Annotated in this window: 16 protein-coding genes; 1 reads left to right on the top strand and 15 read right to left on the bottom strand. The window is 61.9% G+C overall.

All coding sequences use genetic code 11. The features are described from left to right. Positions 1-19 precede the first annotated feature (19 nt). The 5 genes from ACJJVH_RS17385 to ACJJVH_RS17365 form a co-directional block, all read right to left on the bottom strand. A complete protein-coding gene (locus ACJJVH_RS17385; protein WP_113356103.1) occupies positions 20-259 on the bottom strand; it encodes a hypothetical protein in 240 nt (79 codons plus the stop codon). Positions 260-333: 74 nt separating this feature from the next. Beyond that, positions 334-1,188, bottom strand: coding sequence for an NlpC/P60 family protein (locus ACJJVH_RS17380; RefSeq protein ID WP_412064425.1), 855 nt, complete (start codon positions 1,186-1,188; stop codon positions 334-336). Between the two features lie 15 nt (positions 1,189-1,203). Continuing rightward, positions 1,204-1,548 (bottom strand): MarR family transcriptional regulator, encoded by a 345-nt coding sequence (locus ACJJVH_RS17375; protein ID WP_112801367.1) that lies wholly within the window; start codon positions 1,546-1,548, stop codon positions 1,204-1,206. Positions 1,549-1,824: 276 nt separating this feature from the next. Beyond that, entirely contained in the window at positions 1,825-2,217 is a 393-nt protein-coding gene (locus ACJJVH_RS17370) for a GFA family protein (protein WP_113392565.1), read from the bottom strand. A gap of 153 nt (positions 2,218-2,370) precedes the next feature. Continuing rightward, the gene (locus tag ACJJVH_RS17365; RefSeq protein ID WP_112801624.1) at positions 2,371-3,762 is read right to left on the bottom strand and encodes a leucyl aminopeptidase family protein; all 1,392 of its coding nucleotides are present in this window, start codon (positions 3,760-3,762) and stop codon (positions 2,371-2,373) included. A 149-nt stretch (positions 3,763-3,911) separates the two neighbouring features. Between ACJJVH_RS17365 and ACJJVH_RS17360 the strand changes: the two genes are divergently transcribed. Further along, complete coding sequence (locus ACJJVH_RS17360) at positions 3,912-4,739, top strand: tetratricopeptide repeat protein (RefSeq protein WP_112801371.1); 828 nt, start codon at positions 3,912-3,914, stop codon at positions 4,737-4,739. Positions 4,740-4,839: 100 nt separating this feature from the next. Here ACJJVH_RS17360 and ACJJVH_RS17355 read toward each other — a convergent pair whose 3' ends face one another. The 10 genes from ACJJVH_RS17355 to ACJJVH_RS17310 form a co-directional block, all read right to left on the bottom strand. After that, a complete protein-coding gene (locus ACJJVH_RS17355; protein ID WP_412064424.1) occupies positions 4,840-5,484 on the bottom strand; it encodes a LysE family translocator in 645 nt (214 codons plus the stop codon). Between the two features lie 141 nt (positions 5,485-5,625). Beyond that, entirely contained in the window at positions 5,626-6,603 is a 978-nt protein-coding gene (locus ACJJVH_RS17350; protein WP_112801375.1) for a type II secretion system F family protein, read from the bottom strand. Positions 6,604-6,624: 21 nt separating this feature from the next. Beyond that, positions 6,625-7,632, bottom strand: coding sequence for a type II secretion system F family protein (locus ACJJVH_RS17345; protein WP_112801377.1), 1,008 nt, complete (start codon positions 7,630-7,632; stop codon positions 6,625-6,627). Positions 7,633-7,640: 8 nt separating this feature from the next. Next, positions 7,641-9,122, bottom strand: coding sequence for a CpaF family protein (locus ACJJVH_RS17340; protein ID WP_113356098.1), 1,482 nt, complete (start codon positions 9,120-9,122; stop codon positions 7,641-7,643). 79 nt (positions 9,123-9,201) lie between these two features. Next, entirely contained in the window at positions 9,202-10,473 is a 1,272-nt protein-coding gene (locus ACJJVH_RS17335) for a CtpF protein (RefSeq protein ID WP_112801381.1), read from the bottom strand. 38 nt (positions 10,474-10,511) lie between these two features. Further along, the gene (locus tag ACJJVH_RS17330; RefSeq protein WP_112801383.1) at positions 10,512-11,249 is read right to left on the bottom strand and encodes a CpaD family pilus assembly protein; all 738 of its coding nucleotides are present in this window, start codon (positions 11,247-11,249) and stop codon (positions 10,512-10,514) included. A 56-nt stretch (positions 11,250-11,305) separates the two neighbouring features. Then, positions 11,306-12,838, bottom strand: coding sequence for a type II and III secretion system protein family protein (locus tag ACJJVH_RS17325; RefSeq protein WP_113356097.1), 1,533 nt, complete (start codon positions 12,836-12,838; stop codon positions 11,306-11,308). Positions 12,839-12,852: 14 nt separating this feature from the next. After that, positions 12,853-13,668, bottom strand: coding sequence for a Flp pilus assembly protein CpaB (cpaB, locus tag ACJJVH_RS17320; protein WP_113356160.1), 816 nt, complete (start codon positions 13,666-13,668; stop codon positions 12,853-12,855). A gap of 163 nt (positions 13,669-13,831) precedes the next feature. Further along, positions 13,832-14,344, bottom strand: coding sequence for a prepilin peptidase (locus ACJJVH_RS17315; protein ID WP_412064423.1), 513 nt, complete (start codon positions 14,342-14,344; stop codon positions 13,832-13,834). Positions 14,345-14,439: 95 nt separating this feature from the next. After that, positions 14,440-14,622, bottom strand: coding sequence for a Flp family type IVb pilin (locus tag ACJJVH_RS17310; protein WP_113501927.1), 183 nt, complete (start codon positions 14,620-14,622; stop codon positions 14,440-14,442). Positions 14,623-14,757: the final 135 nt, after the last annotated feature.

The following is a 14,757-nucleotide window of genomic DNA, read 5'->3' as shown; positions in this document are numbered from 1 at the left end:
AGGGCTGCGGGCACCACCGCTACAGGGTGGCGGCACCTTTTTCCACGACATCGGCATCCAGATCGCGCAATGCCTTTTCGATGACGCGAAGGTCGTCCTGCAGGCCGTCGTCCGCGCTCATCGCGCTTTCGCTGCCGGCACGCTGGATAGCGCGCGCTTCACTGCGCAATTGGCGGAGCCTGTCGATCTTGCCGTTCCTGCGCATACGGTTGTCGAACAGAATATCCCGGACTGTCTTTTCCATGGCCGTGATGGGCATGTCTCTTCTCCTCTCGAAAGGATATTTCGATCAGAGAGATAACGAACGAGCGAAAAGACGGTTCCGATGAGGGATCAGTCGACGAAGCGGCGGTAGCCCGTCGGACGTTCGTAGAGCCAGCCGATCCGCTCGACAGCGGCGGCGAAATTCTCCCGCGCGACGGTCATGGTGTGGCCATTGGCATGAACGATGGTTTCCGGGTCTTCCATGATCGCGACATGTCCCTTCCAGAAGACGAAATCGCCGCGCTTCAATGCCTCGCGTTCGATCGGCTGGCCGAGGCCGGCGGCCTGCATGTCCGTATCGCGCGGCGCGGCGCGGCCCGTCATCGACAGCGCCAGCTGCACGAGCCCGGAACAATCGATGCCGAGACCCGAGCGGCCGCCCCAGAGGTAGGGCGTCTCGAGGAAGCGCAAGGCGACATCGACAAAATCGCCGCCGCAGTTCTCGCCGATCGGCCGTACATGCTTGGCGAAGATGGCGGTGCCGTCCTCAAGGACGACATAGTGATTGCCGCGCGCCTCCGCCGTGCCGGTGACGTGCACGAGACTTCCCATGGAAAGGACGCCGGCATGCGGCTTGCGCAGCTCCGGCTCGGGATAGAGGAAGGTGCGCTGCGGCACCACGACATGCGTCGGCGCTGCCGTCCCCTCCTTGATCGCGGCTTCGGGGAGATAGCCGACATACCCGTCGGCCAGCGCCTTGACCCAGCACCAGCCGTCGCGGCGCTCGAAAACCGTCACCTCTTCGCCCATCAGCAGCTCGGTATCGATGCCCAAGGCGAGATCCGGCCTGGGCCGAAGCGCGACGACCGGAACGGCGACGCGGGCGCTGCTGCCTTCGACGAAGCGCTCGGTCTCCACCTTACCTTTGAGAGAGACCTCCGCGAGATCGGGCCTGAAAGCATTGAGACGGCGGTCGAGCGTCATGACGAAATTCCCAGATTACAGTTTGCGGCCGTGCTCGATGACGAGATCGCCGAGTTTTTCCAGATAAAGCGCGCCGGCGACCGTGCGCTTGATGATGACATTGCGGCGATCACGCTCGTCGCGCACGCGATCGACCAATCCCATCTCGCCCATAGTGTCAAGCGCCCGGGTGATGACCGGCTTGGTGACGCCGAGCGTCGCGGCGAGACCGCGCACGGTATGCGGTGGCGGCACGAGATAGATCTGCAGCAGGATCGCCGTCTGCCGTAGCGTCAAATCATGGTCCTCGCGGCGCACCTGAGCGAGCGTCACGCCATGCCAGAGGCCTAGAGCCTGCGAGGCAGAGAGTTCAAGCGGCAAGGGCAACCCCGAGATTCGTTACGCTACCGTTCCAGTTTGCTGGAGGATTGTGGTTGTTTCAAGGGATGTATTTTTTCCTGAGCGCAAAACGATGCTACCGGGCATTGGGTTCCCGGTAAACGCGAGCCAGATATCAACGAGGCAACGAAGAGCGGCAAGCGTCTTCCGCGCGGCATGGACGAATGCGGCCCGGCGAAGCCTGTCGCGAACCGCTCTATCTCTCTGTCTGCCCGCGATTCCGGACGGAAAAGCGCTGCGCACTTTCCGGGAATGGCTCTACCCCTCGGAGCGGCTGGAGCCATCCCGATCACGGTCATATCGTGCCGCGACCGGAAACGGCGGCAGCCAGCTCTCCCGGCGGATGGTCCAAAGCTCATAGGTCGGGGTCAGCTGGTCGGGCGCATCCAGCGATCCGAGGTTCACCTCGATTTCGTCTGCCGTACGCCCAAAAACGGATGAGCCGCAGCGAGGACAGAAGAAACGCCCGGCATAATCGCGGGTTTGCCCCTCGATCGCCACCGCATCCTGCGGGAATATGGCGGACGCGTGAAAAAGCGCGCCATGATGCTTGCGGCAATCCAGACAATGGCAAAGGCCGACCCGGTACGGCTGTCCCGACGCCACGATCCGGACGCTGCCGCACAGGCAACCGCCCGTAAATCGGTCCATGCTCCGTCTCCTCCACAAGCAAGAACGAGCGGATTATTTACAACGAAGAGCGCCGCCCTTGCAATTGATGGCGGAGGACAGGTCCCGACCGCCTGTCCGCACACCTGCGCCGGTTTTGCGCGCCGGGCGATTTTCACCCGGCTGCCGCAGATTTCAGCGGACGCTTTGACGGATGTGATGATACAGCGCCCGGATCGCCTGCGCCTCGCCGCCGCCGGGCGAATGCGGCCGCTCGCTCGGCGCCCAGCCATAGATATCGAAATGCGCCCAGCTCGGCGTTTTCGTAACGAAGCGCTTGAGGAACAGGGCCGCCGTGATGGAGCCGGCCATGCCGCCGGCAGGGGCATTGGTGATATCGGCGAATTTCGTGCGGATATCCTTGTCGTAGCCCATGTAAAGCGGCATCCGCCACAGCGGATCGTCCGTCTCCAGGCTCGCCTCGGTCAGATCGCGGGCGAGATCGCTGTCATCGGTGAAGAAGGGCGGCAGGTCGGGGCCGAGCGCGACGCGGGCCGCGCCCGTCAGCGTCGCCATGTCGATCATCAGATCCGGTGCATCCTCGTCGGCATAGGCAAGCGCGTCGGCCAGGATCAGCCGTCCCTCGGCATCCGTATTGTCGATCTGAACGGTAAGGCCCTTGCGGCTCCTGTAGATATCGCCGGGGCGGAAGGCATTGGACGAAATCGAATTTTCGACCACCGGCACGATGACGCGCAGATCGACCTTGAGCTTGGCATCCATGATCATCAGCGCCAGGCCCATGACATTGGCGGCACCGCCCATGTCCTTCTTCATCAGCAGCATCGAGGATGCCGGCTTGATGTCGAGGCCGCCGGTGTCGAAGCACACGCCCTTGCCGACCAGCGTGATGCGGCGATGGCCCTTCTTGCCCCAGCGCATTTCCAGGAGGCGTGGCGCATCGGCGCTTGCCCGCCCGACGGTATGCACGAGCGGGAAGTTCTCCTTCAGCAGATCGTCGCCGATGATAACGGACATTTCGGCCTTATAGTGTTCGGCAAGCGCCCGGAAGGCGCCTTCGAGCTGCTCGGGGCCCATATCGTTCGTCGGCGTGTTGATGAGATCGCGGGCAAGGAAGACGCCGGCAAGCTGGCGCTTGATATCGGCGGCATCGGCATCGCGGGGAATCATCAGCGTCGGCGCCGTCGCCTTCTCGGACTTGTAGCGCTCGAAGCGGTAGCTGCCGAGGCCGAAACCGAGCGAGAGCCGGTTTGCCGTCAACGGCGCAGTTTCGATGTGCCAATCGCCGGCCGGCAGGCTACGGGCCAGCCTGCCCGTCAGGAAGGGCTGCTCGGAGGGATTTGAGCCCAGGCCGAACAGTGCGCCGCCCAGATGTCCGTCCGCCGTCGGGATCAGCAGCAGCGAGCCGCTTTCGGCCTTGTAACCGGCCTTGCGGGCCCAATCGAGGGCGATCGGATCGATGGTTCCGGTCTCGATATGCGCCGGAGTGACGGCAAAGATCGGCAGCGTTGCGCCACCCTTCGAATTGAAAGGCGTCGCGCGCTCGATGAATTGATAGGGGGCCATGACCATCCTTTGACAGTGACTTCAGGGAATCGAGAGTTAACCGTCTGTTAGGGTTAACAGATTATTGCTGGAGCGAACATTGCGTCGAACCTTTCCCTGTTCCGATTCTAGGCCGGGCGCAAGACTTAAGGAATTCAGGGATAAGCGACATGCCCGCCGTCTCAACCACGTCTCCATTCAGAACCTTCCTTTTGCGCGGCGCTTCCGCAGCGCTTCTGGCGCTGGCGCTCGCAAGCTGCTCGACGACCGGAAAAGACAGGATGACGACCGGCTCGATCCCCACGGCGTCGAGACCTCTCGACTCGATGAACAGCACCGATCTCGCGCAGGCGACCGCAATGTACGGCAAGGCCTACGACGCCAATCCCCGGGATCGCGATGCAGGCGTCAACTATGCCAACGCCCTGCGCATGAGCGGCCGCAACGATCAGGCGCTCGCCGTCATGCAGCAGGTGGCGATCGCCAATCCGACCGATCGCGGCGTGCTTGCCGCCTACGGCAAGGCGCAGGCGGCCGCAGGCCAGCTCGACGAAGCGCTGTCGACCATCGACCGTGCCCAGCTTCCGGACCGGCCGGACTGGCGTCTGGTCTCGGCGCAGGGCGCAATCCTCGACCAGCTTGGCCGATCCAGCGATGCGCGCGCCAAATATCGCGATGCCCTGGTGCTGGCGCCCAACGAACCGACGGTCCTGTCCAATCTCGGTATGTCCTATGTGCTGACCGGCGATCTCAAGAATGCCGAGAGCTACCTCCGCTCCGCCGTTGCCCAGCCGGGCGCGGACAGCCGCGTGCGCCAGAATCTCGCGCTGGTCGTCGGGCTGCAAGGGCGCTTCGCCGAGGCCGAACAGATCGCCCGGCAAGAATTGACGCCGGAGCAGGCAAACGCCAATGTCGCCTATCTGCGCGGCATGCTGGCGCAGCGCAATTCCTGGCAGAAGCTTGCCGCCAGCAGCGATAGCAAACAGGCGGTCCAATAGCGACATTGCCGCCGGGGCCACAAAGGCTTTACCCGCGAAACGCATAATGGCCGACGTTTACACCGTCGAGCGTTTCCGTGAGATATACGACCTGCTCCGTTCAGCGCCAGATGTGGCGCGGCAGCCCTTCCGCCACCAGCCGCGCTCCGAGCATGCCCATCACGGCGCCGGCCACCCTGTCGATCCAGAGCTTCGCCCCGAGATAGACGGCACGCGGACGGTTCGATGAAAAGGCGAGCGTCACCACCGTATACCAGCCGACCTCGACCAAAAAAACCGCAGGCGGAACCACAAGGAGCAGCCAGGGAGCCGGAACGGCCGGCAGAAGTGCGGCAAAGATGCTGCCGTAGAAGATGGCCGTCTTTGGATTGCTGAGCTGCGTGCCGAGCGCAAAAAGGAAATTGCGCGCCACCCCGCCCGCCGCCGGCGTCACCGGCGCATCTATGGGAAGAGCATCGGCGGCACTGCGCCAGATGCGGATGCCGATATGGATCAGATAGAGCCCGCCGCCGACCTTCAGCGCGAGATACAGCCATTCCACCTTCATCAGCAGCGCGCTCAAGCCGAACAGGGCCAGAGTGGCGAAAATGACGCTGCCGGTTCCCATGCCGAAGGCAGCGGCGAGACCAGCCTTGCGCGAGCGGGAGACGGCGATGCGCGAGACGAGCACGAAGCTCGGGCCGGGACTGACGGCTCCAATGAAGACCGCGGCGATGACGCTGAAAAATACGGCCATGGATGACATGCGGCACCTCCCGAAACGGCTGAATTTCAACCCCGCCGGCCACAGGAACCTCCGGCATTTTCCAAAGATCGCACGCCCGGCGCAACTGCGGCATTGTCTCGCGAGATTAGTCACGCCCGCATGCTGCGGCAAGCGGGCAAATCAGAACTTGTCCATGGCCTGGATGATCGCCGGGCCGAGAATGACGGCCATCAGCACCGGCAGGAAGAAGATGATCATCGGCACGGTCAGCTTCGGCGGCAGCGCGGCAGCCTTCTTCTCCGCCTCGTTCATGCGCTCGTCGCGGCCTTCCTGAGCCATCACGCGCAGCGCCTGCGAGAGCGGCGTGCCGTAGCGTTCGGCCTGGATGAGCGCTTGCGTCACCGATTTCACGAGCTCGATCTGCGTGCGGGCGGCAAGATTGTCGAAGGCGGTGCGGCGATCCTGCAGGAAGGAAAGCTCGGCCGTCGTCAGCACCATTTCCTCGGCCAGCGCCGGGGATTGCTCCGCCATTTCCTCGGACACGCGATGCATGCCGGCTTCGATCGATATGCCCGACTCCACGCAGATCAGCATCAGGTCGAGAGCATCGGGCCAGGCGCGCTTGATCGACTTCTGGCGCTTGGCCATCCGGTTTGAAACGTAGATGTTCGGCGTATAGAAGCCGAGATAGGCGGTGCCGATGACACCGAGCAGGCGGATCGGCAGCGGCTTTGCGGCAAACCAGCCGAGAACGAAAACGAGGACGATCGCAAGCACCAGGAAGAGGAACGGCAGCAGAAACCGCGCCACCAGGAACATGTTGAGCGCGTTTTCAGAGCGCAGGCCGGCGGCGCGCAGGCGATTGACGGTATTGGCATCGACGAGCGCGTTTCGCAGGTTGAAGCGCTCGACGATCTGCCTGACGTTTCGATTGTTATGGCTTCGCAGCGATGCCCTGCCGCCCTCGGCGCTCAGGCGCGCCCGCTCCCGCGCACGAATTTGCTCGCGCTCCGTCGATACGGCCTTCATGCGCTTGTTGAGGTCGCCGCGCTCCAGCAGGGGCATGGCGATGGTATAGAAGGTGGCAAAGACGGCGATGGCGACGACAACGGCGAGAATCGTGCTCGGATCGGTCAATTTGGCTGCCAGATCGGACATGGGCTATGCGGCTCCCTCCGCTCAGATCTCGAAATTGACCATGTTGCGCATGATGTAGATGCCGATCGACATCCAGATACCCGCCGCCATCAGGATCAGATGGCCGCGCGGATCGGTGAACAGGATCATCATGTATTGCGGCGACGTCAGGTAGACGAGCAGCATGACGATAAAGGGCAGCGCGCCGATGATGACGGCGGATGCCTTTGCCTCCATCGACAGCGCCTTGACCTTCGCCTTCATCTTCTTGCGCTCGCGCAGCACCTTCGAGAGATTGCCCAGAGCTTCCGACAGGTTGCCGCCCGCCTGGGCCTGAATCGTGATGACGATGGAGAAGAAGTTCACTTCCTGCAGCGGCATATGGTTGGTCATGCGCGCGCAGGCATCCGACATGCTGAGACCGACCTGCTGGGCCTCGACCACGCGCCGGAATTCCGCCTTCACCGGCTCTCGCGCCTCGGCGGCCACCAGCCGCACGGCATCGTTGAGCGGCAGGCCGGAACGCAGCGAACGGGTAACGAGATCGAGCGCATTCGGAAACTCGTCGAGAAACTTGGCTTGCCGGCGCTTGATGAGGAAACCGATGACCCAGCGCGGCAGGCCGAAGGCAGCGGCAAAGAAAAGTCCCAGGATGACGAGGGGCGGCACGCCGACAATGAGGAAGACCAGCATGACGAAGAAGCCGAAGAGCACGCTGAAAATGTAGAAGCGTGACGGCGTCAACGACAGGCCGGCCTGCGCCAGGCGCGCTTTCAGCGACTGCTTCTTCTTGCTGTTTTCGGACTGGCGCCGCTCCAGATCCTTGAGCGTGTCCTGCACCGACTTGCGCCGCTTGGACATTTCCTGGACGCGATCCCGCGCCGCCTTGACCTTCACGCGGTCGGTTTCTGCCTGCTTGACCCGGTTGACCCGGCTTTCAGCCTTCTTCTGTGTCTCGATCCGTGAATAAAGGATGCCGTAGCAGACCGCGGCGGCGGAGACCGCCGTCAGCAAAACAATCAACAGCACGATTGGATCGGCACCGAACATCGTAAATCCTATTGCGCCTTCTGTTCCATCTCGTCGAGGGCGGCGGCCAGGCGCCGTTCCTCGTTGTAGTAGCGGGCACGATCCCAGAAATGCGGCTTGCCGATGCCTGTGGAAACGTGCCGGCCGATAATTTTGCCGTTCGCATCCTCGCCTTCGATTTCGTAGCGCATCAGATCCTGGGTAATGATCACATCGCCTTCCATGCCGATCACCTCGGTAATCTGGGTAATGCGGCGCGAGCCGTCGCGCAGGCGCGCAGCCTGGATGATGACGTCGATCGATGAGGAAATGATCTCGCGAACGGTCTTGGCCGGCAGGCTGAAACCGCCCATGGCGATCATCGATTCCATGCGGCTCAGGCATTCGCGCGGCGTGTTGGCGTGGATCGTGCCCATGGAACCGTCGTGGCCCGTATTCATCGCCTGCAGCAGGTCGAAGACCTCGGGTCCGCGCACTTCGCCGACGATGATGCGTTCGGGGCGCATGCGCAGGCAGTTCTTGACGAGATCGCGCATGGTAATCTCACCCTCGCCCTCGATGTTCGGCGGACGGGTTTCGAGACGGACGACGTGCGGCTGCTGCAATTGCAGTTCGGCGGTGTCCTCGCAGGTGATGACCCGTTCGTCGCGGTCGATATAATTGGTCAGGCAGTTGAGCAGCGTCGTCTTGCCCGAACCGGTGCCGCCGGAAATGACGACGTTGCAGCGCACGCGCCCAATGATCTGCAGCAGCGTCGCGCCCTCCGGCGTGATGGCGCCGAAGCGGACGAGCTGATCGAGCGTCAGCTTGTCCTTCTTGAACTTACGAATGGTCAGCGCCGGACCGTCGATCGCCAGAGGCGGGGCGATGACGTTGACGCGCGAGCCGTCGGGCAGGCGCGCGTCGCAGATGGGGCTCGATTCATCGACGCGCCGGCCGACCTGGCTGACGATGCGCTGGCAGATGGAGAGAAGCTGCGCATTGTCGCGGAATCGGATTTCCGATTCGATGGTCTTGCCGCCGACTTCGATGAAGGTCTGGCCCGATCCGTTGACCATGATGTCGGCGATGTCGTCGCGGGCGAGCAGCGGCTCCAGCGGACCGTAACCGAGCACGTCGTTGCAGATGTCCTCGAGCAGTTCCTCCTGCTCGGAAATCGACATCGCGAAGTTCTTGATGGTGATGATATCGTTGACGATATCGCGAATTTCCTCGCGCGCGGCTTCGTTGCCGAGCTTGGAAAGCTGCGACAGGTCGATCGTATCTATGAGCGCGGAAAAGACCTGCGACTTCGTATCGTAATATTCTTCGGTGCGCGCAGGCCGGCGACGGCTGGGCGTCTGCATCGGCGGCGGCGTGACCTGCTGGCGCGGCTGCGAGACATCGCGCGACGGCTCGATCAGCACGGCCGGTGCCGTGGGCGCACCTGCGGCGGGCGCACGCGCCTGTGCCGGCGGAGGCATCGTGCCGCCGCTCCTTGCAGGACCTTCACTTCCGCGTTTGCCAAACATGCTTTCGATCCAATTCTACTGCTGCCGCATGACCTTCATGAAGGGGCTTCCTTCGAAAAAATCATGCAAAATCAAACGACTACTTCCGCTTCAGGAGGCCGAGCAGACCGCCCTTTCTTGCCTTCTTCAAAGCGACGCGCCCCGTGACGATGTGGGATATCTGCGAGAAGGTTTCCGCTATCGGCGACTTCGGATCCGTCTCGGAAATCATCTGCCCGCTGTTGGCCGCGTTGCCGAACAGGTTGATGTCGAAGGGAATGATGGCGATCGGATCCGTTTCCAGCGGTGCGCAGAACTCCGAAGGATTGATTTCCGGACGCTTCGGCATGCCTACCTGATTGAGGACGAGATGCGGCGCCTTGTCGTTGGGCCGCAACTTGCGCAGCGCGTCGATCAGGTTCTTGGCATTGCGCAGGTTGGCGAGATCCGGTGCCGCGCAAATGACGACCTCGTCGACGGCGCCAAGCACCGAACGCGTCCATTCCGTCCAGACATGGGGAACGTCGAGAACCGCTACGGGCGCGCTGCGCTGAAGAACGTCGAGCACCGGAAGGAAAGCGTGCCCGTCGAAATCGTAGGCGCGATCCAGCATCGAGGGCGCCGCCAGCAGCGACAGATGCTGCGAGCATTTTGTCAGCAACCGGTCGAGAAAGACTTCGTCCAGGCGCTCAGGCGCATAGACGGCTTCGGCGATCCCCTGGGCCGGATCCTGATCGAAATCGATATTCGCCGTGCCGTAAGGAAGATCGAGATCGGCAAGAATGGTTTCGGTGGAAAACAGGCTCGAAATTCCAAAGGCGCAATTGTGGGCGATGGTGGATGCGCCCACCCCGCCCTTGGCACCCATGAAGGCAATGCTGCGCCCCAGCGGCTCGGCGTCCGGATCGATAAAAATCGCCGTCATCGCCGCCATCAGGTCGAACATGTCGGTGGGCTGCACGATGTATTCGGAAATGCCGTTGCGGATCAACTCGCGATAGAGGCCGATGTCGTTGTAATGGCCGACAATGATGACCTTCGTGCTCGGATCGCAGACGGAGGCGAGCGGCTCGAGTTCGGCCAGCAGGTTGCGAGGATTGGCGCGCGTTTCCAGAATGATCAGATTCGGAGTGGGCGCGGACGCGAACATGTTCGCCGCCGCCGCTACGCCGCCACTGGTGATCCGCAGGCTGACCTTGGACATGCGGCGGTCGTTGGCGCACTGGTCCATCACCCGCTGCAGCTGTTCGCTTTCGCAAAAGGCATGCACGGAAATGCGCGGCAGCGGTCGCAGATTATCGAGATTGCCGGAGCGCGAACCTTCCTCGGTCTCCGTGGCAGTCGAATCAATATCGTATTCGATGGCGTTCATGATCTCATCCTGTTCCGCCGACGGGCTCGTCCTCGTGTTTACTGACTGGAAGAGCCACCGAAGCCGCCGAGCGTGGCGGTACTCGTCGGGGTCGAACCATTGCGATAGTTGTCAATGACCTTGCTGCGCTGATCGGCATCGATCGGCGTCATCGCGCGCGGCGAGACCAGATCCGTCGGATTGGCGACCTGGGCTGCCAGATTATGCTGGGTCGCGCAGCCGAAATTGTAATAATTCTGATTATCGAAGGCGTTGTCGGCAAGGTCGTCGGGCCACTGCCCGCAGCTGTTGGTGGCTGCCGTGGTCGCGGTGAAGCGCAAGCGGATCGGCGCCGCGTCGCCGGGGCCACCGGCCGCATAGTAGCTGGTGACGACGCGCCCGGACGGAATACCGTTCGCGACCAGCTCGCGGCGAATCTGCTGGCTCAGCGCCGACGCCGCGAGGCTGTTTACCGATTCGCGCGGCGACAGAATTTCGACCGTGCCGCTGGCATGCGCGCGATAATCCTGAACGAAGCCGCGAATGACGTCGCGCATGCCAGTCGTCAGACGGCGGTCGCTGGCGGCGACCGGTATGTCGATATTGTGCTCCTTCTCCGTCAGCACGATCGGATGCCGCTGACGATAATCGTCCCTGATGGCGCTCGTCGTCATGCCGTCCGGGGAGCCGGCGCAGCCGGTGACGGCGCCCGCCAGCATCAGGGCCGGCAGGATGAGCGCCAGCCGGGGGAACCGGGGCCGGACGGTACGGGGCGCATTGCGTTCGAGGCTGGCCATCTTTTGATCTCTGGTTGAACCCGTTGAAAAGGCGCGCGTCATGATCCGTTTCCCCCTCATTTGTAGATGAAGCCGACGGTGCCGTGGAAATCGGCGTCGGCGACCGGCGGACCATCCCTGCGGCCGTAGATCTTGTTGACACGGTTCATGAAGAAGATGCCGGCATCGTTCGTCGGCGAGAAATTGTCATCCGGGCGGGCCAGCTTGTCGCGCGCCACCGGGCGCACGAGATAAGGCGTCGCAATGATCACCAGTTCGCTTTCATCGCGCTGGAAGCTCTTTTGACGGAACAACGCACCCAGGATCGGGATCTTCGATGCGCCCGGCGTGCCCGAAGTCGTCTGCTGGACATTGTCGCTCAGAAGACCGGCAAGGGCGATCGAGCCGCCGGACGGCAGCTCCACCGAGGTATTGGCGGCACGCTGGTTGTAGGTCGGGGTCGATGACGAGGCGACCGGTTCCGACACCTGGGTCTGCACATGCAGGCTGATACGGCCGCCGGCAAGGACCACAGGCGTAAACGCCAGGGTGATACCATAAGTATACGGCGTGATCGTCGTGTTGCCGTCCTTGTCCGTCGTGGAATAGAGCGTCTGGCCGCCGGAGTTGAACGTCGCGGCCTGCCCGGAAATCGCCGTCAGGGTCGGCTCGGCCAAGGTGCGGACGGCGCCGGCCTGTTCCAATGCGTTCAGATAGGTGCTGATATTGTACTTGCCGAGGGCATATTTGAAGAGCGTCGAAAGGCCCCCCGCACCTGTGGCATTGGTGGGATCACCATTGACACCGAGAAAGTTTGTCGTGCCGACATTTCCTATGCTGCCGAGCTGCGCGACACCGAGGCCGGAGGAATTGCTGACCAGATTGTCGAAACCGATCTGCTTCAGGACGCTGCGCTTGATTTCGGCGACCGTGACCTTCAGCGTTACCTGATCCTCGCCCTCGATCTGCAGCATGTTGACGATCTGAGACGTTTGCCGCCCCTCGGCCCAGAGGGCGACGGAATCGGTTCCGCCGTTTCCGGATGCGGTCTCCGTGCGGGTCGTCGCCTCGCCGCCTTTCAGAAAGGCCTGGGCCAGTTGCTGCGCGCGAATCGAATCCTGAGGCGTGCGCACCATGCCGGTGAGAACGATATTGTCGGAGATGATCTCGACGTTGATATCGGAGTCGGGAATGAAACGCTTGATGTTGTCCTGCAGGCCGGCGATGTCACGCTCGATCTGGAGATCGAGGCTGACGATTTCCTTGCCGTCGGCCCCGAAGACGAAGATGTTGGTCTGGCCGACCGTCTTGCCGAAAAGATAGATGCGACGCGACGTTCGCGTCACCGCGTCGGCCATCTTGGGGTCGGACACCAGAATATCGTGCGCGTCGGCCGGCAGGTCCACCACGAGCGCCTTGTTGAGACCGAGCTTCAACGTGCGCTTGGTGCCGAGGCCGGCGATGGTGACGATGCTGTCGGAGCCGCCGGCAAAGGCCGAGGGCGTGCGGAGAAAGGCCGGCAGGCCGGCCAGAGGCAGACCGGCGAAAGCGACCGAGAAGGAGAGAATTGCAGAGAGAGGAAGGCTGGCTTTCCTGCTTGGCGTAAACATGTTTCTGCCCCTTCTCATTGTGGTTTCGGGCCGGTCGCGCCATCGGTCACGATCGCGCCGGATTTGATGACCTGGACGAGCCCGCCGCCATTGTCGCCGGCCAGCAGATAGTCGGCCGCAGCCGTATCGGGCTGCTGCGCATCGGCCACCGAGCGCAATGCCAGGGTCAGGCGGTCGGCCATCTGATGCGCGACGGCCAGGACCTTCGTCTGATCCGGGGTCAGTTCCAGCGTCGCCGTCGCGCCGACCACGGCCTTGCTTCCATCCTGCTTCTCCTCGATCTGCTGATCGACGGCCAATACGCGGACGTTGCTGAGTACGGTCTCGGTAACGAGCTGCTGCTGCGATCCCTTGCGGACCATGATCACATCGACGCGATCGTTCGGAAGAATGAAGCCGCCGGCACCGGTGGCGACGGAAATCTCGGTGGCGACGGCCCGCTTGCCTGCCGGCAGCAGCGAGGACAGGATGCGGCTGCTGGAATCGGCAACCTTCTCCTCGCGGATCGGCTCGCCCTCGAATATCGGCAGGCGAACGACCGCACCGGTCAGATCCTTCAACGCATCGGGTCGCTCGGTCTGGGTGATGAAGCCCTTGACGATACCGCTTTCGGGCCATCCCATCCAATGGATCGCCTTCTCGTCCAGCCTCGCGCCGACAGGCAGATTGGCGCTGGCGACGAGCACATTGACGGTCGTTTCCTTTTGCACCACCGCCGCCACCTGCTGCGGCACGATATTGCGTGAACCAGCCAGGCGCATCGCCAGCAGACCGGCCATGCCGGCGGCAACGGCTGCCACAGCGAGTATCATTATGCGAGCGGGTTTCATGGTCATTCCTTGGGGAACAAGATTCTTCGCCCCGTAGAATGCCCGGCAATTGGTGTAATTATGGTTAATGGTACGTTACATTTATTGTTACTTAACCATGATTACTTGATGTAAATTAGAGCGTCTTCACATAGAAAGTAAAATTGTACTCGCGAATTGCAGCCTAGAGCAGCCGTTTCGTCGCCGCGATAACGAGCGGCGAAGCCGGAAAGGCGAGAATTCCGCCGATAGCGATTGCGATGCCATAAGGGATCTTCTTGGCATGCAGCAGCGAATTCGGCAGGGGAAGGCCGATCGCCATGATGATGTGGGACTGCGATCGCAAGAGAACGATGACGACGGTTATCAAACCACCGATGAGCGCGACATATACGACGAATGACAGAAGGGAAGGATCGAGGCCGAACCAAAGCGCGGCAGCGGCAAGCAACTTGGCGTCGCCGCCGCCCATGACGTTCAATGCGAAAAGAGCGAAGCAGGCCCCAAAGATCACCCCGGCGCCGGCAAAGTGCGCACCAAGCTCTGGAAGTGATATTCCGCAGAGAGGCGCGAATATCAGGAAGGATATCGCTAGCGCGAGCGAGATCCGATTGGGGATCGTCATAGTCAATAAATCGGAGATGGCCGCAATCGACATGCAGAGCGGAAATATAAGTAATACCGCGACCTCAAGCATGACATTACCCCAAATCCGTAGAATGGAAGCTAAAACCGCCCATTTTTACTGGGCGGTTTCCAGACTAAACATAGCTATCTAAGCAGCTCGACCGGTTAGTGCGCGGTCGAAGCCGCATTCATCTGGTTAGAGATGTTGTTGAACGTGGTGCTGAGCGTGTTGCCCAGGGTGGTTGCACCGGCAATGATGGCAACCGAGATCAGGGCGGCAATCAGGCCGTATTCGATGGCGGTCGCACCCGATTCATCTTTCAGGAAGCGCGAAATAAGCTTGGACATGAAATAAACTCCACTTTGTTGACAGCACGTCCGTCAACTGTTGCCGTTGATCGGATGAGTTGCACCGTATCCATCCGCCGTTTCCATCGCTTTAAAGAATGCGGTTAATGCGCAGTAAATACAAAAGCCCAAATA

This window comes from Rhizobium sp. SYY.PMSO (genome assembly GCF_046840415.1).
GTDB lineage: Bacteria > Pseudomonadota > Alphaproteobacteria > Rhizobiales > Rhizobiaceae > Rhizobium.
This window is presented reverse-complemented; position numbering and strand designations above follow the sequence as displayed.